The 17824-nt window shown below is 51.2% G+C and carries 18 protein-coding genes; 12 read left to right on the top strand and 6 right to left on the bottom strand.

From position 1 onward, the window contains the following. Positions 1-45: 45 nt before the first annotated feature. Positions 46-945 (top strand): GNAT family N-acetyltransferase, encoded by a 900-nt coding sequence (locus ACFVSO_RS21445; protein ID WP_387477335.1) that lies wholly within the window; start codon positions 46-48, stop codon positions 943-945. Between the two features lie 47 nt (positions 946-992). On the opposite strand, the gene ACFVSO_RS21450 is transcribed toward ACFVSO_RS21445, so the two are convergent. Beyond that, positions 993-2036 carry a hypothetical protein gene (locus ACFVSO_RS21450; protein WP_387477337.1) on the bottom strand — a complete coding sequence of 348 codons (1044 nt, stop codon included), beginning with the start codon at positions 2034-2036 and terminating at the stop codon, positions 993-995. A gap of 79 nt (positions 2037-2115) precedes the next feature. Next, positions 2116-2988, bottom strand: coding sequence for a putative RNA methyltransferase (locus ACFVSO_RS21455; protein ID WP_387477339.1), 873 nt, complete (start codon positions 2986-2988; stop codon positions 2116-2118). A gap of 300 nt (positions 2989-3288) precedes the next feature. Between ACFVSO_RS21455 and maa the strand changes: the two genes are divergently transcribed. Next, positions 3289-3849: a maltose O-acetyltransferase gene (gene maa, locus ACFVSO_RS21460; RefSeq protein ID WP_387477341.1), complete on the top strand. Its 561-nt coding sequence runs from the start codon at positions 3289-3291 to the stop codon at positions 3847-3849. Between the two features lie 62 nt (positions 3850-3911). Here the strand turns inward: maa and ACFVSO_RS21465 are convergent, their stop codons facing one another. Further along, on the bottom strand, positions 3912-4559 hold the full coding sequence (locus tag ACFVSO_RS21465; protein ID WP_387477342.1) for a pentapeptide repeat-containing protein: 648 nt from the start codon (positions 4557-4559) through the stop codon (positions 3912-3914). Positions 4560-4788: 229 nt separating this feature from the next. On the opposite strand from ACFVSO_RS21465, the gene ACFVSO_RS21470 reads away from it, so the two are divergent. The 5 genes from ACFVSO_RS21470 (at position 4789) to ACFVSO_RS21490 (ending at position 9071) form a co-directional block, all read left to right on the top strand. Then, the gene (locus ACFVSO_RS21470; protein ID WP_387477344.1) at positions 4789-5811 is read left to right on the top strand and encodes a DUF2332 domain-containing protein; all 1023 of its coding nucleotides are present in this window, start codon (positions 4789-4791) and stop codon (positions 5809-5811) included. A 142-nt stretch (positions 5812-5953) separates the two neighbouring features. Further along, positions 5954-7507 carry an S-layer homology domain-containing protein gene (locus ACFVSO_RS21475; protein WP_387477346.1) on the top strand — a complete coding sequence of 518 codons (1554 nt, stop codon included), beginning with the start codon at positions 5954-5956 and terminating at the stop codon, positions 7505-7507. Between the two features lie 21 nt (positions 7508-7528). Then, on the top strand, positions 7529-7807 hold the full coding sequence (locus ACFVSO_RS21480; protein WP_387477348.1) for a hypothetical protein: 279 nt from the start codon (positions 7529-7531) through the stop codon (positions 7805-7807). Between the two features lie 121 nt (positions 7808-7928). Further along, the gene (locus tag ACFVSO_RS21485) at positions 7929-8657 is read left to right on the top strand and encodes an MOSC domain-containing protein (protein ID WP_387477350.1); all 729 of its coding nucleotides are present in this window, start codon (positions 7929-7931) and stop codon (positions 8655-8657) included. Positions 8658-8798: 141 nt separating this feature from the next. Continuing rightward, entirely contained in the window at positions 8799-9071 is a 273-nt protein-coding gene (locus ACFVSO_RS21490) for an alpha/beta-type small acid-soluble spore protein (RefSeq protein WP_387477352.1), read from the top strand. Between the two features lie 101 nt (positions 9072-9172). Here the strand turns inward: ACFVSO_RS21490 and ACFVSO_RS21495 are convergent, their stop codons facing one another. Continuing rightward, positions 9173-9712 (bottom strand): NAD(P)H-dependent oxidoreductase, encoded by a 540-nt coding sequence (locus tag ACFVSO_RS21495; protein WP_387477354.1) that lies wholly within the window; start codon positions 9710-9712, stop codon positions 9173-9175. A gap of 250 nt (positions 9713-9962) precedes the next feature. On the opposite strand from ACFVSO_RS21495, the gene ACFVSO_RS21500 reads away from it, so the two are divergent. Next, positions 9963-10355 (top strand): winged helix-turn-helix transcriptional regulator, encoded by a 393-nt coding sequence (locus ACFVSO_RS21500; RefSeq protein WP_387477356.1) that lies wholly within the window; start codon positions 9963-9965, stop codon positions 10353-10355. 67 nt (positions 10356-10422) lie between these two features. Here ACFVSO_RS21500 and ACFVSO_RS21505 read toward each other — a convergent pair whose 3' ends face one another. Next, positions 10423-10974, bottom strand: a complete 552-nt coding sequence (locus tag ACFVSO_RS21505; RefSeq protein WP_387477358.1) for a helix-turn-helix domain-containing protein — start codon at positions 10972-10974, stop codon at positions 10423-10425. A gap of 152 nt (positions 10975-11126) precedes the next feature. Here ACFVSO_RS21505 and ACFVSO_RS21510 point away from each other — a divergent pair, with 152 nt between their 5' ends. The 4 genes from ACFVSO_RS21510 (at position 11127) to ACFVSO_RS21525 (ending at position 16058) form a co-directional block, all read left to right on the top strand. Next, complete coding sequence (locus ACFVSO_RS21510; protein WP_387477360.1) at positions 11127-11798, top strand: alpha/beta hydrolase; 672 nt, start codon at positions 11127-11129, stop codon at positions 11796-11798. Continuing rightward, positions 11795-12568 (top strand): DODA-type extradiol aromatic ring-opening family dioxygenase, encoded by a 774-nt coding sequence (locus tag ACFVSO_RS21515; protein ID WP_387477362.1) that lies wholly within the window; start codon positions 11795-11797, stop codon positions 12566-12568. Before ACFVSO_RS21510 ends, ACFVSO_RS21515 begins: the two co-directional genes overlap by 4 nt. An 18-nt stretch (positions 12569-12586) precedes the next feature. Next, positions 12587-13990 carry a hypothetical protein gene (locus ACFVSO_RS21520; RefSeq protein ID WP_387477364.1) on the top strand — a complete coding sequence of 468 codons (1404 nt, stop codon included), beginning with the start codon at positions 12587-12589 and terminating at the stop codon, positions 13988-13990. A 262-nt stretch (positions 13991-14252) separates the two neighbouring features. Then, positions 14253-16058: an AraC family transcriptional regulator gene (locus ACFVSO_RS21525; RefSeq protein WP_387477366.1), complete on the top strand. Its 1806-nt coding sequence runs from the start codon at positions 14253-14255 to the stop codon at positions 16056-16058. A 60-nt stretch (positions 16059-16118) separates the two neighbouring features. Here ACFVSO_RS21525 and ACFVSO_RS21530 read toward each other — a convergent pair whose 3' ends face one another. Further along, positions 16119-17813 (bottom strand): M3 family oligoendopeptidase, encoded by a 1695-nt coding sequence (locus ACFVSO_RS21530; RefSeq protein WP_387477368.1) that lies wholly within the window; start codon positions 17811-17813, stop codon positions 16119-16121. Positions 17814-17824: the final 11 nt, after the last annotated feature.

Consider the following 17824-nt stretch of genomic DNA (forward strand, 5'->3'; position numbering starts at 1 on the left):
AATTTAGCATTTGGCTATAACCCTTGTATAGGAGAGATGCGATTTATGATAGATGGCTTATATGGAAGAGAGACATTAAACGATACGGAGCTGGATGCGATTGGCCTGCTGGCCGATACCTGCAATCGGCATGAGGGAATTGAGCTGAAGCTCAACTGGAATATGCTGCGCGAGCGTTCAGGCACGGAGACGAGTGATTTTCTCTATTACCAATCCGGCCGATTGGTTGGCTTTCTGGGCATCTATCAATTCCAGTCCACGGAAGTGGAGATTAGCGGCATGGTGCATCCGAGGTATCGGCGCCAGGGCATATTCAGCCAGCTGGTACAGGCAGCGAGAGAGGAGTGCCTGCGAAGGAATGTGCCGAAGCTGGTCTTTATGTGCCAGCAGGGAACAGCGTCTGCCAAGGCGGTTATGGACCACTGGTCCATACCCTATGTCTACTCGGAATACTGGATGCAGCTATTGGAGCCGCCTGTCCAGGAGGACCGCGAGCATATTGGAGTCTTGAAGCTTCGTGAAGCTGATTCAGACGATGATGCTGTCATTGTAAGAATGAATGTGGAAGGCTTCGGACTATCGGAGGAGGATGCGGCGAATCTGCTGGAGAAGCCGAATGGGACGCGGACGAGCCGCGTCTATATAGCGGATATCGAAGGGGAGGAGGGCGCTCGCCGAACCGTCGGGAAGGTTCATGCCCGCGTCGTGAACGGCAGCGCGTTCATCTATGGATTTGTCGTAGCTGCCAGCGAGCGTGGACGCGGATATGGCAGAACCATTCTGGAGCAGGCGATTGAGGTCATTCGAGCCGAGGACCCGCAAGCGTCCATTGCCCTTGAAGTGGCTGTGAAAAATGAACGTGCGCTAGGGCTGTATGAGTCCACAGGATTCCGCATCAGCAAAGCAACGGATTATTATGAAGGGATAGCTACGACGAGTTCGTGATAACTTTCTGATTTGAGGTTGAGTACGGGTAGCCACAGCGTCTATGCTCAACCTTTCTCTAGAATAGCTGGATTAAGCTGAAGCATACGTTCCGCAGTTGCCCATAGCTCTGGCAAGAATTGCAGCACGGCTTCAGCTCTGCTTGCCATGGCGGATGCATCTGTCACGCCAAGATCATCGGTTAGCGCCTGAAGGGCGGGCAAGTAAAGCTGCCGTAAGTGGGGCGCATCGGCGGCGAAAATTTGATGGCATCTGGCGAAGGTTGCCGCAATCCAGAATACCGCTTCATTGTGCTGGCCAGAGCGAATCAGCTCATAGCTGCCGTCAATGGCAATCGGTTTCGACAGAGCCGAAATGTCGGAACGGAAGAAGAAGGGAGTGCGCACTACTTCAGTAGCGGCATCGAAGGCACGGGCAAGCTCGCCTAGATGATGCTCCACGCGCGAGGCTGACAGATGACTGCAGCCGAGCAATCGCAGCAGCTGCGGGTACAGATGCTGCTGGCCATACTCTTTCAGAACTTCTCGCGCAGCGGCATAGCGCAGCCGAATGGTGGGATTACGAAGAGCGGCTACGAGCAGAACGTGAGTGGTCACGCCAGTCGGGAACAGCCATGCCGTCAAGCGGTCATGCAGCGGGGTATGAACGTCGAGTGCTCCGAGCCCGTTTGCGATTCGGTCACGGGCACTTTCACAACGCCGCCGCACCCATGCCATCTCGCCAAATCTTACTCCTACTTCGGCCTGAAGCTTACGCAATTGCCCTGTAGGATCGGTGATGATCGTATCTTTGCGGAAGCCTCCTGCCAGATGATAGGAAGCGAGCACCTCTTCCGCTGAGACGAGCTGGTTCCAGGATACCAAGGTCACTTCGATCAGCGCGTCTTGAAATACCAATTTGCCGGGCTTGACCGGCGGCTCGTCCTCTGCGGTGACAACCACGATATCGACATCCGAGCTGGCGGGGAGCTCGGCGTCATCCGGCATATCGATCGTCGAGCCGCTGAAATAAGCGCCGCGAAACCATTCTTCTGGAGCGGCATGCGCCTGTATCCATTCAGCCGCTGCCTTGCGCGCGTCTTTCACTTTCATGTGGATGAACCTCCTTAGAGAGATGATCCCCTTTCTTCTTCCGAATGAAGAAGAGAGGGGATGTCTTCGTTTGTTTGCCCTATTTTCTTCCTATTAGAATCGTGACATCCAAGGTGAGCTCAAGGGAACTTAGCTCCTGCAAAGACTGGAGGCTCCTTGTGTCCGCATGCCAAGACAACGGGGTCATCGCAATGGCGTGAGGGATGAGAGAGGCATCCAGCTGCGATCGGGTGCGCAGCGGAAGCGATTGTATCAGCTTGAAGTTGTCCCGAAATCTCTCTTCCAGCCTGGTGCCGGAATACGGCCTGCTAGATGTGCGGAAAGCCGTGCGCAGCTCTTGCAGATGTTCGTTGCCAGGAATGACCTTGATCAGAAATCCATCATCCTTCAGCAAGCGTTGGCATTGTGCATAGTTGGAAGGCGAAAGAATATTGAGTATGAAGTCGAAGCTGCCATCCGCGAGCGGACTTCGAGCCAGATCGGCGACGCACCATAGGAGATGGGGCTGACGGCTGGCGGCCATTCTGTCGCCTTCTTTGGCAATATCCAGTCCGACGCCCGCCGTACCATTGCAGCCTGCGGCCTGCATCATGTCCAGGATGCGGGCCAGATGTGAGCCTTCCCCGCATCCCATATCAAGCAGACGGAGGGGTTGGTTTCGAATTTGTGCAAGGATTTGGTCGGTTATCAGACGATCGAGAGCCTCGAAGAAGCCGCTCTTGCTCACGATGCTTCTGGAGCGGAATAAGGTTTGATCGTATTTGGACGCCGCAGGACGCGGCAGGAAATTAATATAGCCTTGCTTTGCGATATCAAAGCTATGACCTTCGCGGCAGATGAGTTGCCGAAGCTCCTCGACACGCATCGAGGATGAACAGAGTGGACATTGGAATAAGCTGCTGTGAATGCTCATTGCTTCGGCAGCAAGAATACGATTGCGTTTGTTCAGCACAAATAAACACCCTTCCATTCGTTTTCGTTGAATGAAAAAGGCACAGCCAAATAAACCTGGCTTCTTCTCTCAGAAAAAAAGCCGAGCTTTATCTACCGTGCCGCTCATTAACGTAAACGAATGTAATGAATCATGGTGAATATAGCCTCCAATAGCAAAGATCTGATCAGCGATACTACACCAGCATAACATGAACGCTGTTCCGGGGGCGAGGAACATACCGGTCGGCAGAGCTGTCCAGATTCGTTATAATGGAGAAAGCAAGGCGGCTAGGCAGATTAGGCAAGGAGGAATGAACAAATGAGTTCTGAGAAGGAAAAGATGATTCGGGGCGAGCTCTACATGGCGGTTGATCCGGAGCTGACTGAGGATCGGCTAAATGCCAGAAGGCTGAGCCGCTTGTATAATCAAACCTTGGAGACGGAAGACGGCAAACGAAAAGCGATCCTGAAGGAGCTGTTCGGCTCTACGGGAGAGCATCTTTATATAGAACCAACCTTCCGCTGCGATTACGGATATAATATCCATGTGGGAGAGAACTTCTACGCCAACTTCGATTGCGTCATTCTGGATGTATGCGAGGTTAGAATTGGCGATAATTGCTTCCTCGCTCCGGGCGTACATATCTATACGGCCACTCATCCGTTGAATGCTCAAGAACGCATATCGGGAGCCGAGTTCGGCAAGCCTGTCACGATCGGCCATAATGTCTGGCTTGGAGGACGTGCAGTCATTAACCCTGGCGTAAGCATCGGCGACAATGTCGTGGTCGCATCCGGGGCGGTGGTAACCAAGGATGTGCCCGCGAATGTCGTCGTAGGCGGCAATCCGGCAAGAGTCATTAAAACCATCGACGTGTAAATCTCCCTATAGAATCGAAAAAAGCTGCCGTTGGGCAGCTTTTTTTCTTTGAGCGCCTGGAATCATTCATTTACGATGAGGCCGAATAGCGCTGCGAATACATACGCTTGCTCGCGCGAGATCATGCAGCCCTTCAAATCCTCGATATTGACACTCAGTCCGTTGAACTCACAGTCGCTTAGATCCATGCCGCTTAGCGGCGTGCCGGAGAACTGGGCGCGATCAATATTGCAGCGGGACAGCTCGGTCTTCTGAAGCTTGGCGAAGCAGAAGTCAGCTCGGCTGAGAGAACTGTCCTGAATGATGAATTGCTTCGTATTCGATACTCGCAGAGAAGCATAGTCGGCAAGGGCGTTGTCGATCAGCACATTGCGAATGGTGGCCCCTGTTAGCTGCATGCCGATCATTTTGCAATCGCGGAATTCGGTGCGATGGAGGACAGCGTCCGTCCAGTCGGCGTTCGAGAAATCGCATTTCTCGAAGATGACGTCAGTCAATTCCATTCTGGCCCAAGACGTATCCGCAAAGGTCACATTCCGAAATATGATTTTCTCGAACGTAACCCGGTCAATATCACGTTCGTCGAAGGAGCAATCCTGGATGATGCCCATCTCCACGAAATCCTGGACAGTTAGATCTGGCTTTGGCTGAATGGGCAGCTCAGCTGGCAAAATGGGGGTTTCGATTTTCATCGTTTTCTTCTTCGTCATGGCTTTCATCTCCTACATATTAAGGCTCCGGTCGATAGATGTTTACTCCTACTAGCATAGCAGAGTCGTGAATCAATAGGGAAGAAGCAGTGTGCGCAGAATGCGGAATAGGTTCTATTGCTAACCGGCTTGTGATAAGCATTGTTTATATGGGATATAGAAAAGATGAAATTTTGCTTATCAACTGAGCATGGTAAAGTGGATAAAAATAACAGCGGGAGTGATCGTCATGGGATTGGATGTCATTGCGGATTATTTTCGTCAATTTGCCAAGGATTGCAGCGGTTCAAGCCGTCTGTATGAGTCTCTGTCAGAGCGGATTGCCGGAGACCGGGAGCTTCTTCAATTATCATCTGAGGCTAAGAAGGGCCAGCCTATTCCCAATCTGTTGTTCGGAGCGGTTCACTATTTGCTGATGAAAGGCAAGGTGCATCCACTGGCTAAGTACTATGGAACTTTTGTAGCTGAACCAGATGCAGCCGAAGAGGCTTTCCCGGCATTCAAGCAGTTCTGTGAGCAGTACAGAGATGACATCCTGCCAATTCTGGCGATCAAAAATGTGCAGACGAACGAGGTTAGGCGTTGTGCTTATCTGTATCCCGTCTTCTGCTCAATCTACGCGTCGATGCAGCGGCCGCTATCTTTGATAGAGATTGGCACGAGCGCCGGGCTGCAGCTGCATTGGGACCGTTACGGCTATTCCTACTCCTCTAAGCCAGGCAAGATTTATGGCAATCCGGATTCTGAGCTGGTGCTCTCCTCGGAGATGAGAGGGAGGGATTGGCCGGAATTGCTGCTCCTAAGTCCACCGGTAACCAACCGGGTTGGCATCGATCTGCATGTGAATGATCTCTCGGAAGCGGAAGACTGTCTGTGGCTTCAAGCATTGATCTGGCCAGAGCATGCCGAGCGCAGAGCAAGCTTCGATAAAGCCGCTTCTATTGCAACAAGAGTAGGGGCGCGGCTCGTTCAAGGCAACGGGGTGAAACTGCTTGCCGAGCTGGCGGGAGAAACCGATTCGGAATCGGTATTATGCGTCTTCCATACCCACGTTGCAAATCAATTGTCCAAGCGTGACAAAGAGGAGCTGCTTCTGACAATCGAGGGGTTGGGACGTCAGCGGGATGTATGCCATATTTACAATAATATGCGGGATCGGCAACTACACGTGGATAGCTACAAGGGTGGCGTACGACAAGAGATTATTGTTGCAGAAACAGACGGTCACGGCCGTTGGTTTAACAGGATTTAGCCTTGATTTTGGCTTAAAGGTAGCATGACTGACTGAAAATAAATTGTGTACAACGAAAAATGGATTTAATTTTCAGAAATGCTCATGTTTTTCAGAAAAAAATCCGTTATATTATTTGTATAAATAATGGGGAGGAAGTGACATGCGGAAAGTTGTCGTAGCTTGGCTCTTAATAGGCTGCATGATGTTCTCGGCGGCAGCCGGAGCCTATGCGCAGGATGGAACAACGAAAAATTTTCAAGACTTAAAGGACTTGGATGCGGCGACAAAGGCAAAGTTTGACGCCTTAATTCAAGCAGGTGTGTTCGATGGAACCGGCAACGGGCAATTTGGTCTCCAAGAGGAGATGAATCGCGCTCAATTCGCCAAAGTTGCAGCTTTGATTTTTGGTCTCAATGTGGACACATCACTCAAGAGCTCCAGCTTCAGTGACGTTCAGGCGAATGATCCGTCTAACGGGTTTGCGCTGCCGTATATTGAAGCAATAAAGAAAGCCGGCATTACGACGGGCACAGGCTCGGGAGAGTTCAACCCTGCGGGCAACGTGACCAAGGAACAGCTGGCTACATTTTTGGTGCGCGGATTAGGGTTGGCGGGAGAAGCCAATCCAAAACCCGGAACGAATACCAATGTATCGGACTGGGCCAAAGGCTATGTTCAGCTAGCGCTTGATTTAAAGCTGCTCAACGGTGGCCAGACAGGTGAATTCGACGGCAGGTCCCAAGTCAAAAGGGATGAGCTGATCCAAGCTTCGTTTGAAACCAAGAAACAGGTTGAGCCTTCGCCAGCACTCTCCGGCGTATCGGTAGACGGGACGAGCGAGCTGAAGCTGACGTTCACAGGCGCGATTGATCCCCAATCGATTGATCTGTCTCAATTCAGCATCAACGGCTACGCCCTGAGCAATCAGGAGGATCGCTTCACGCTATCCGAGGATGGCAAAACGCTGATCATCACGTTCCGACCGGGCTTCCACTGGGGCTCCGGCTCGAATCCGGTGATTGAGATTGGTGCCGTGCAATCGCCATTCGGGCATAAGCTGGATGATAAAGCGCCAACGCCAGTTGTGTCGGTTACCAATCCGCCAGCGCCTTATATACCGGCGCCGACGCCAAGCCCGACAACGGCTCCGACCGGAACACCAGAACCAACGGTGACGCCGAAACCGAGCGAAAGCACGGGACCGACGGAGTCGCCAGTAACGACCGCAACACCAAAGCCTTCGGAGTCGCCGAAACCGAGCGAAAGCACGGGACCAACCGAGTCGCCAGGGCCGACTGTGACACCTGAGCCTAGCCAGGTGCCAGAGGTTTTGTTGGTGGAGCCGGTTGTATTCACGGATGTAGGCATTAATTTTATGGTGGAATCGATGAATGCGGACAAGCTGTATTTTATTTATCATTCCGGTACAGAGCATGCTCCCTTAACAAAAGGTGAAATTAAGGAAAAAGCGATTGCAGCATCTTCCTATGAGCCAACGAGTGTTAGAACAGCTACTGAGCCATGTACCGTATATTCTGTTCAACTATTGCTGGATGAGCCGTATACGCTGTATATCGTTGGAGAGAATGAACATGGTCTTTCCGAGATCAGTTCCATTACCGTATCCAAGCCGTTAAGCGCACAAGTCAGCGGAGGCTCATGGAGATCATACGAAGGTGATCCGCCGGTGTATGGCATTTATCTTAATGTTTAATACGCACCTGTACAGCCTGTAATGTCTTATTATCTGATCTCAACCGTCAAGTATGATATAGCTCCGGCTGCCGAGGACATTGCATATTTGGAATCGGAATATGGCGACTACGTATTTGTTCATGAGGGACAGGAGCTTTCGGGCGGACAAGGCGGTATTACAATCGAGACACCGAATATTGTAAACCTGATTGGCGAGACCTTATACGTATATATGGTATTGGAAACACAAGATGGCAAGCTTCATTATGTTGGAAACCCAGAGGAGCCTTTCTCCTTTAAAGTGCAAATTGAAGCTTAACCTTTAATGCACAGCAGTTCTTGTCCCTTAGCGGGAGAGGGGCTGCTGCTTTTTTTGTTATAGAAATCATTTGGGTTAGACTATAGATAAAAATGACAGGTCTAGGATGGAGGCTCGCAAAATGGCAAAGCGTATCGGAGAGATAAGCGCGATCTATCGTTACCCCGTCAAGTCGTTCGGTGGAGAACGGCTGGAGGGTTGTGAGTTGGAGGAATACGGGCTGCATGGCGATCGTGTATGCTCGTTTTATGATGAGACCAAAGAAGGCTGGAACCGATTTGTTACCGCTAGAACCATTCCGAATATGCTGTCGTATCAGGCAAGTTATGAGAATGAGGGAGTACGGGTTAACGGGCCGGATGGCAAAAGGTATAGCTGGGATGACCAGCTATTAGAGCAGATTCAAGCTCTCTCGCGAAAGAAATTGTCCTCGTCGGCGATGTTTGCTCCGAATCCTGAGAACGATGAGCTGCTGTCTGTTGATGCGGCGAGCCTTCTCCTTTTGACGGACAAGACGGTGAAGAGGATCGAAGCAAAGTGGGGCAAGGAGCTCGATGCGCTTCGCTTTCGGCCCAATCTCATGCTGAAGCTGGAAACGCAGGAAGAAGGGGAACAAAGCTGGATCGGCAGACGGATACGTGTAGGCAATGCTGAGCTTCAGATTGATTCCGACTGCGAGCGCTGTTCGATGATTACGATAGATCCGGGAACACTCGAAAGAGACCCCTCCTTGCTAAGGCAAGTGCATGAGCACTTTCAACTGAACGTCGGTGTGTATGCTTCAACTGTCAAGACGGGATATATCCGGGACGGCGATCCTGTCTATCTGTTGGACGAGTCTCCGGTATAGCGAAGCCATCAGAATTGAACAGAATGAAATCATCCATGCGGAGGATGCATATTTAGATCCACGCTTCTTGCCAATAATCACATTGCGTAGGCCGGACTTATTCGGGCAACCTATGGTTAAAAGACAGAAGGAGCGATCAGTATGGCCCGGAGAAGAAAGTATATTGTGCCGGAGGCAGCGCGCGGCATGCAGGCATTCAAGGCAAACGTGATGAAGCAAGAGGGGTATAATGTGAATCCCGAGCGGCCTGACGATGTGAAGTATGAGGTGGCCAAGGAGCTGGGTATTCCGCTTAGACAAGGCGACAATGGCGATCTGTCGACGGAATCTGCCGGACATATTGGCGGCAAAATCGGCGGTTCGATGGTGCGGGAACTCGTACGCATGGCACAGGACCGTTTGTCCAAGCAATAAATTAAGAACCGTCAGAGCATGACTTGAACTGCACCCCAATAGTTAGACACCATCTAGCGATTGGGGTGCAGTTCAATGAACTCTGGCGGTTTTGTTATCTATTAATACATCAGCGCGGCAGCGTCCTGTCGAATATGCTCCACATATGCCTTAGCCTGTTCAGCAAGATACTCATCTGTCCGCTCTTGGACATGGTAGAGCACGAATGCAGGTAGGTAAGTGCCATTGATTTTGGTAACGGTCGCTTGAATCGGTCTAAGCAGCTCGCTAATGGTAAAGGCATTCTGTCCCCCGGAGCGGTATTGCTTCTCTGTCCCGGCCGTTGTGACGGCAGCCAGAAACTCCTTCCCTTGAAGCTGAGTGCCTCCCGGTCCGTAAGCCCAGCCGAAGGTGAGTACATCGTCAAACCATTTCTTAAGCAGCGGCGGTGTGCTATACCAGAACAGGGGGAATTGGAAGACGACGCGGTCATAGGCGAGTAATAATTGCTGTTCCTTTTCGACATCAATGTTCCAGTCAGGATATTGCTCATAAAGATTGTGGAAATGGATAAGTTCATAAGTTTCTAGTTCATGAGCCAAAGCTCTATTGCCGCGGGAATCCTGTAAATGAGGATGAGCGTTTATAACTAAAATATGCAAGGAAATACACCCTTTCAGTTGTTGTAGCAATCGCGATTACAACTCCATTATTAAGCAAGATGTGTTCGTTGAAAAGTACGCAGTTTTCCCGTACTAGGTTCTATAAAACGTACCATTGGCTCTTGCTGGCTTACAGTCAGACAGTACGGAAAAACGTACTAAGTACGTTGAAACTGCGTACTGTTGTTATGCGAGATACTCTGATAAAGTAACGGTAATGAATATTTCAAAGCGGGAAGAGGCGAACGGTATGCCAATGGATGAAAATGATCCTACTCGAACGAAGGGCATATTAGCAACGCTCCAGGTAATCGGCGGAAAGTGGAAGCCGCTTATTGTCTTTATTCTGCTCTATCATGGGACGAAGCGATTTGGCGAGCTGCGCCGGATGCTGCCGAATGTGACGCAAGGCATGCTGACTAATCAGCTGCGGGAGCTGGAGCGGGACGGATTGGTTGTACGGAAGGTCTATCAAGAGATTCCACCGAAGGTCGAATATGAGCTGTCGGAGCATGGCCAGACGTTAAGCGCGGTCTTAACGGATATGTGCGGCTGGGGCTATAAGCATATGGATTTTATGATGGAGCAAGAGGGCAAGCAGGAAGAGGACTATACCAATCATCCTCATCCGCAATCCCAATAGAAGAGGCGAACGAAAGAAGAGCATCCACTCATTCGAGGAGGGTGCTCTTCTTTATTTTTAAAACGAGCTATGCATAAGGCTGCTGCTGCTCGGTCTCCGTATAGACGGAGATCAGAACGATCGCCTGCTCATCGCCGATATTGCGGACGAGATGGGGCGTGCAGGCATTCCAGGAGAAGGAGTCGCCCTCCTCGAATTCGGCAGAATCTTCACCTTGCTCGGCATAAATTCGGCCTTTGATCACCACATGAACCTCTTCCCCTTCATGGGCATGGGGAACTTCGCCTGTAGATGCGCCGGGAGGGAACTCGACAAGCATCATGTTTACATTTTTGGAGGAGCTGAGATGCTCCACCTTCAGCTGCTCGCTGCCGCTGGTAGTCACTTTGCGCTCCGACTTGCGCACAATATGCATGCGGTCTTCTTTTTTCAGCAGCAAATAAGCAAGCGGCACCTTCAGGGCATTCGCAATATTCTCCAGCGTAGCAATGGAGGGTGAGGTTTTATTCGTCTCGACCTGACTTAAGAAGCCTTGGGACAGGCCGGTTTCTTCGCATATTTGGGCGATCGTGATCGCTTTCCGCTTTCGTATGGCCCGAATGTTGGAGCCGATATCCATAGGGTTCACGCATCCTCAAAAATATTTGTAATACAGATGATATATTCATATTATCAATTTTTCCATTGACATGCCAGTGTTCATTCGTATAAATTACTTATATAAAATTAATTTCTTTATTACTAATATTTGAACCGAGAGGTGAGTTTTATATGATACCAGCATACGCTTACCAGATTCACTTGCCAGAGGGCATGGAGCCCGGCATGACGTACCCTGCCTTATTCACGCTTCATGGGAAAGGGTCAAATGAGGGCAATATGGCGGGTCTGACGAAGCCGTTTGAAGACCGCTTTATTACGATTCATATTCGCGGCGATCTGCTGCTTGGGGCAGGCTATCAATATTATGAGCTGAAAAGCCTGGGCAATCCCTTGCGCGAGTCATTCGACCGGGCTGTGCAGCAGCTCGAAGCCTTTATTGAGTATGCAACAGAGAAATATCCGGTGGATGCGGGCAGCCGCTACTTGCTGGGGTTCAGCCAAGGGGCTATTCTTTCCTTGACGCTTGCCCATACGATGGGGAACGCTCTGCGGGGCATTGTGGCGCTGAACGGGTATATTCCGCAATTCGTGAAAACCGAATATGACGTCCAATCGATGAGTGACGTCTCGGTATTTGTCTCCCATGGAGAGTTCGATTCCGTATTCCCGATTCGCATCGGCCATGAGACAGCCGAATATATGGGTAGCGTAACCTCCAAGCTGACTTTTAAAACATACCCGTCCGATCATGGGGTGACAGAGGAGAACATGGCTGATTATGTGAGCTGGCTGAAGCAAGATGCGGCAATAAACAATGATAAAGGAGCGATGGGACAATGATGCCTTCTTATTTTTTCGCGCATGGAGCGCCCTCTCTTGTGTTGGAGGAACATGCCTATACAGAATTGATGAAGCAATTTGGCGCAAATACGCCTAAGCCGAAGGCGATCGTATTATTTTCCGCCCATTGGGAGGAGTCTGTCCAGACGATTGGCGCGGCGGAGCCATACAGCACGATTTACGATTTTGGCGGATTCCAGGATGAGCTGTACCGGATAACCTATCCGGCCCGAAGCGATCGAGCGCTGAGCGAGCGTATCCAATCCTTATTCGCCAAGCAAGGCATAGACAGCGTATTGGATGAAGAGCGGGGCCTTGACCACGGCGCATGGGCTGTACTGAAGCTGCTGTATCCGGATGCGGACATTCCGGTTGTCGCGCTATCTGTGAACCGGCATTTGACGCCGGAGCAGCAGTATGAGATTGGCAAGGCGCTTGGCGAGCTTAGGGAACAAGATGTTCTGATTATCGGCAGCGGCGGAACGGTTCATAATTTGCGACGGTTGAACTGGCGGTCGAGCGACGGAGTTGACGATTGGGCGGAATCCTTCGATCATTGGTTGCAGAGCAAGCTGGAGGATTGGGATGTGGAAGCCCTGTTCCGTTACATGGAGCTGGCTCCTCATGCGCGCGATGCGGTTCCGACAAGCGAGCATTTCATTCCATTGCTGCTTGCGATGGGCACAGGTGATAGGAACCGGCAGGCGAAGCTGCTTCACCGCAGCTATCAGTACGGCAATCTAAGCCTGAGCTGCTGGCAGTTTAATTAAAAGAAGAAGGCGAATCGTATGGCAACATCTATACGGGCAGCGGCGGAGAGAACAGTCGTGTTCTCGCTCGCTGCCATCTTTATCGTGCAGCAGCTCACCCATGTGGAGCTGCTGCTTTATCCGCTTGGGGGACTGGCGTTTCTGGCTATTGCACTGGCTCTTCCAAGGCTTAAAGGGATATCCAAGTGGCTGGCGACGGGTTTTATGGCGGGCGGAGTTCTGCTCATGCTGCTCCAGAAAGCGGATGTCCGGCTTTGGTTTGAGTCGGCGGGCATTAATGCAACGCTTGTTACCCTGTTTGTATTCGCACCGTTGTTCGGCATTCCCGTTCGTCTGCCGGCATACGTGGCGGCGCTGCGCCACTTCTATGAAAAGAGCGTCAAAAGCAAAGCCGTGATGTTCACAGGCACTCAACTGCTTACTCAGATCATGGGCGCGTTCATCAATGTAGGCTCCATCTCGGTCGTCTATCATCTCGCTTTCGTCAAGCCTCATGCGAGCGGTGCAGCCCGGCTGCTGGCTGCAGCGATGAATCGGGGCTTCGGCGGAGCCATTATGTGGTCGCCTTACTTCGCTGCGATGGCATTAGTCACGTCTGCACTATCGCTCCGCTGGACGTCGATTCTGCCTTATATTATTGGTTTATCGCTCCTTAGCCTATTGATAAGCATGGTCGTGAGCAGACGCGAGTTATGGTGCAGTGAGCAGAATGATTCTGATATGGACACAGAGCGGGAAGCAGAGGAGGTCAGACCCGCTCCGGTAGGCAATCTGTCAGACCGCGCATCATTTCCGTTTGGACTGGCCGCTTATCTTGTTCTGGCGATTGGGGCTATTCTGCTGCTGGAGTGGCTGCTAGAGCTGCCAATGGTGCTGATCACCTGTCTGGGCGCAGTCTTGATTCCGCTGCTTTGGTGTGCGGCGAAAGGAGCAATGGATACTTACCGACAAGGCATTGCGAATCATATATCGGTTACGCTGCCAGCTCTCCAGAAGGAGATTACGTTATTCCTTGCTGCCGGATTTTTCAGCGGCTCCATTCGATCGACGGGCTTCGGAGCCTATGTGCCTGAGCTGCTGGAGAAGCTGCCGGTACCGCTTTGGCTGGCGTTTACGCTATTTACCGTTCTGCTCATTATGGCGACATCCTGGATTGGACTTCATCCCATTGTGCCGGTTACGATCCTTGCCACGGGTATTGATCCCGCTGCGGTGGGCCTATCCTCCGCTTATTTTGCGGTGCTGCTGCTAGGCAGCTGGGGCTTATCCAACCCGATCTCGCCAGCTTCGGCTGTCAATCATTTGCTCGCCGGCTTGCAGAACAAGACCGCTATGGAGATGGCTCGGCCGAATTATGCCTATGCGCTCTGGATGGCTGCGGCGCTTGTGCTTTATTTGGCCCTGTGGAGGATTCTGTTGTAGTTTGGCTGTTGAGCCATGGCATGGGCGGTCCACAACTGTACGGGACGCATATCCATGATAAACTATAACCATGAGCGACCTTAACAGAGAAAACGGAGATTGTATCCCTATGCTGCAGTTGAGCGAACATATCGAACTATGGAACCAAGTCCATATCCAACATATCCATATCCAAAAGCATATTCTTAAACCTGGGGAGCGCAGCGCTGTGACTGCCCAGTCCGGCAGCTTTTTCTGCATAAGCAAGGGGAATGCGCTATTGATGTTGAATCAGCGAACCTATGCCATGAACGAGCTGCAAATAATCCATATGCCTAAAAAAAGCTATTGTGAAGTGAACGCTGGGGTAGATGGGGTTGAGTACAGTATGGTTGGTTATGAAGCTGATCTGGGGAACAGGCTGACGAAACATCAGATGGCGCTGTTGGCCGAATACAATCCTTTCGAGATGGTCTACCACCTGACTCCCAGCCAACCGGTCGCACTCTATGACCTGCTGTCCGATATGCTCGAATTAAGCCAGCTTCAAGAGCAGACGGCACTCTTGGAATTAAAGGCGGCGTTCTACCAATGGCTATCCGGGGTCATTCAGCAATATCATGCCAAACCACAGGCAGCCAAACCGACAAGTCCGGCTGAGCTGGTGACGATGACGCTGGAATATATGCTCAAGCATTATGCCGATCCTCATACGCTTGATACCTTGGCGGCTGCCATGAACAGAAGCCCAGGCCATCTCTCGAATTGCTTCAAGCAAGTGCTCAATCGCGGCCCGATCGATTGCCTCATTCGCTTGCGGATGAGGAAGGCTTGCGAGCTGCTCACCGAAACCAAACTTCCGCTATATATGATTGCTTCCGCTATTGGATACCGGGATGCCTATTACTTCAGCAATGCCTTCAAAAAGCAGATGGGCATGTCCCCGCAAGCGTTCCGCAAGCATGACAATAAGGAGGATATTACATCACAGGCAGGGAGAAATTCCATTGCCCGTCCTAATGAGCCATGCTATATTTCTATTCATGATAATGATAATTATTATCAACACATGAATGGAGGATCAGACAACATGTTTAACTTTGCAAAAATGGTGCCGGCCAGCCTGCTGCTCGCTTTCGGCTTGCTGCTTGGCGCCTGCGGAAGCGCCAATACGGGCAACAGCACGAATTCAAACGTATCAAATCATACAGCCCCGCAGACCACTTCGGAAGCAACGGCAACCGCAGATTCTGCGGCTAATGGAGGGACGCGGCTTGTGTCTACTTCGATGGGAGAGGTTGCAGTGCCGGACAATCCTCAGCGGGTAGTGACCGATTTCTATCTGGGCTACTTGCTGGCGCTTGATGTCAAGCCTGTGGGAACCAATCGCATGTTTATGGAGAATCCTTATCTGCAGGATCAAGTTGAAGGAATTATGGACGTTTCTGAAAACTTGGAAGCAATAGTCGCGGCAAATCCCGATCTTATTGTGACAGGCGATGCCCAGAAATATGAAGCCTATTCCAAAATTGCAACAGCCGTTTATCTTGACCACAGCACGAATATTCGGGAACAAGTAAAGCAGCTTGGGGTTATTCTGAATAAAGAGGCTGAGGCTGCGGCTTGGCTGGAGGAATTCGAGGAGAAGCTGGCCGGAGCCAAAAAGCGGGTACAAGCCTTGCTGAAAGAGGGCGAGACAGCCGTTGTATTTGCCGGCGGGATTCAAAAGGAGTTAACGCTTTATGGGAACGCTTATACGGGAGGAACCATACATGGTGAACTGGGCATCCCTATGAATGAAAATGTCATCCGGGATATCGATCCGAAGACAGGCTGGGCCACTATTTCCAGTGAGGTCGTGGATCATTATGCCGGCGATCATATCTTTATGTCGGTAGATACGAAGAAGGAATCGTTTGATTATGCGAGTGACCCTCTTTGGGGAACATTGCCTGCGGTTAAAAATAACAAGCTGTACGAAATTGACGGTTACCGCTTCTATTTCTCCGATCCGATCTCGGTGATGAACCAAATCCAAGATATTGCGAATATGATGGAAGAGGGGGCAAAAGCCAACGTCGCAAAATAAATAAAGAAAAAGACGGTTGTCGGTTTAATTACCGGCAGCCGTCTTTTTAGGTCCACAAATTTATAACGATTGGTCGTCTACCTCATTCAGCCAGCTGTCGATAGTTCCAATGACGGAAGTGACGCAGCCGTCCTCGAACGGAGAGACAAGGCCAGCTTTGGCGACAAGCTCGGTGAAGGACAAGCTTCCCCCCAGCTTGCACAGATTCAGGTAGTCCGTCCATGCGGCGCTGCGGTCCTCGTGCATCTTCTTCCAGAATTGAAACGCGCAAATCTGCGCGAGCGTGTAGTCGATGTAATAGAACGGCGAATTGAAGATATGGCTCTGTCTGTGCCAGAATCCGCCTTGCTCCAGGTACGCATTTTCCGCATATTGGCGATGCGGCAAATATTTCTTCTCAATTCCCCGCCAAGCTGCCTTCCGCTCCTCTGGAGTCGCTTCCGGATGCTCGTAGACGAAATGCTGGAATTCATCGACCGTTACGCCATACGGAATAAAGATCAGCGCGCTTGCCAGATGGTCGAAGCGGTATTTGTCCGCGTCTTCCTTGAAGAACAGATCCATCCACGGCCAGGTGAAGAACTCCATGCTCATGGAATGAATTTCGCAAGCTTCGTAGGTCGGGAAGCTGTACTCCGGCACCGCATAGCTCCGGCTTTGGTACACCTGGAAAGCATGCCCTGCCTCATGTGTCAGGACGTCGATATCGCCTGATGTCCCGTTGAAGTTGGAGAAGATATAAGGAGCCTGGTGCTCGCTAATATACGTACAGTAGCCGCCCCCGCGCTTGCCCTTCTTGCTGACGAGATCCATCAATTCATTATCCTGCATGAAACGGTAGAACTCATCGGTCTCCGGCGACAGCTCCGCGTACATTTTCGCGCCGTTGCTTTCGATCCATTCGGGATCGCCTTTAGGTGTAGCATTGCCCGACAGGAACGCCAGGTTCTCGTCATAGTAGAGCAACTCATCGACGCCGATACGGCTTTGTTGGCGCTCCTTCAGCTTCGAAGCGACCGGAACGATATGCTCCAGCACTTGCTCGCGGAAGTTTGCGACCATCTCGGCATTGTAATCCGTCCGGCTCATTCGCGCATAACCAAGCTCGACGTAATTGCGGAAGCCGAGCTTATGCGCGATCTTCGTCCGTGTCTTGACCAGCTCATCGTAGATGCGGTCGAAATCGGCCTCATGCTCAGCCATGAAGCCGAAGGATGCTTCAGCCGCACGCTTGCGCATGCTGCGGTCCGGCGACTGCTGGAATGGCGTGAGCTGCGCAAGTGTACGCTCCTCTCCCTCGAATGGAATCTTGGCGGAGGCAAGCAGCTTGCTGTATTCCGTCGTCAGCTTGTTCTCAAGCTGAAGGTCCTCGATGACTTCAGGGCTGAACGTCTTCAGCGACAGCTCGGCCAGCTGGAAGAGCTGCCGTCCCCACTTCTCCTCAAGCTGTCCGCGGAACGAGGAACCTGTCAGTGCGCGATAGTAATCGGTAATGTATTCCTGGACGATGGGGCCGTTCTCATCGAAAAAGTCCTGCTCCGCTTTGTAGAGCTCATCGTTCGTATCGATGGAATGGCGGATGCTGGCAATCGTCTGCATCGTATCGAATTCGCTGCGCAGCTTATTGACCGCAGTCATGGCTTCATCCTGTTCTTCGTACGTAGCTGCGCTCGTGAATGCGTTCAGCAATTCCTTGAATTGCAGCTCGAACGTCTTCACGTCCGGTCTTTCGTAGGCATATGTACTAAATTTCATGTGCTTGCACC

The organism is Paenibacillus sp. NPDC057967 (assembly GCF_042887015.1).
Classification (GTDB): domain Bacteria; phylum Bacillota; class Bacilli; order Paenibacillales; family Paenibacillaceae; genus Pristimantibacillus.

Bases quoted from the DNA above. Each gene is read 5' to 3' on its own strand.
- ACFVSO_RS21445 (WP_387477335.1), top strand. From the start codon at position 46: ATGATAGATGGCTTATATGGAAGAGAGACATTAAACGATACGGAGCTG.
- ACFVSO_RS21450 (WP_387477337.1), bottom strand. From the start codon at position 2,036: ATGAAAGTGAAAGACGCGCGCAAGGCAGCGGCTGAATGGATACAGGCG.
- maa (WP_387477341.1), top strand. From the start codon at position 3,289: ATGAGTTCTGAGAAGGAAAAGATGATTCGGGGCGAGCTCTACATGGCG.
- ACFVSO_RS21465 (WP_387477342.1), bottom strand. From the start codon at position 4,559: ATGACGAAGAAGAAAACGATGAAAATCGAAACCCCCATTTTGCCAGCT.
- ACFVSO_RS21470 (WP_387477344.1), top strand. From the start codon at position 4,789: ATGGGATTGGATGTCATTGCGGATTATTTTCGTCAATTTGCCAAGGAT.
- ACFVSO_RS21475 (WP_387477346.1), top strand. From the start codon at position 5,954: ATGCGGAAAGTTGTCGTAGCTTGGCTCTTAATAGGCTGCATGATGTTC.
- ACFVSO_RS21480 (WP_387477348.1), top strand. From the start codon at position 7,529: ATGTCTTATTATCTGATCTCAACCGTCAAGTATGATATAGCTCCGGCT.
- ACFVSO_RS21485 (WP_387477350.1), top strand. From the start codon at position 7,929: ATGGCAAAGCGTATCGGAGAGATAAGCGCGATCTATCGTTACCCCGTC.
- ACFVSO_RS21490 (WP_387477352.1), top strand. From the start codon at position 8,799: ATGGCCCGGAGAAGAAAGTATATTGTGCCGGAGGCAGCGCGCGGCATG.
- ACFVSO_RS21500 (WP_387477356.1), top strand. From the start codon at position 9,963: ATGCCAATGGATGAAAATGATCCTACTCGAACGAAGGGCATATTAGCA.
- ACFVSO_RS21505 (WP_387477358.1), bottom strand. From the start codon at position 10,974: ATGGATATCGGCTCCAACATTCGGGCCATACGAAAGCGGAAAGCGATC.
- ACFVSO_RS21510 (WP_387477360.1), top strand. From the start codon at position 11,127: ATGATACCAGCATACGCTTACCAGATTCACTTGCCAGAGGGCATGGAG.
- ACFVSO_RS21515 (WP_387477362.1), top strand. From the start codon at position 11,795: ATGATGCCTTCTTATTTTTTCGCGCATGGAGCGCCCTCTCTTGTGTTG.
- ACFVSO_RS21520 (WP_387477364.1), top strand. From the start codon at position 12,587: ATGGCAACATCTATACGGGCAGCGGCGGAGAGAACAGTCGTGTTCTCG.
- ACFVSO_RS21525 (WP_387477366.1), top strand. From the start codon at position 14,253: ATGTTGAATCAGCGAACCTATGCCATGAACGAGCTGCAAATAATCCAT.
- ACFVSO_RS21530 (WP_387477368.1), bottom strand. From the start codon at position 17,813: ATGAAATTTAGTACATATGCCTACGAAAGACCGGACGTGAAGACGTTC.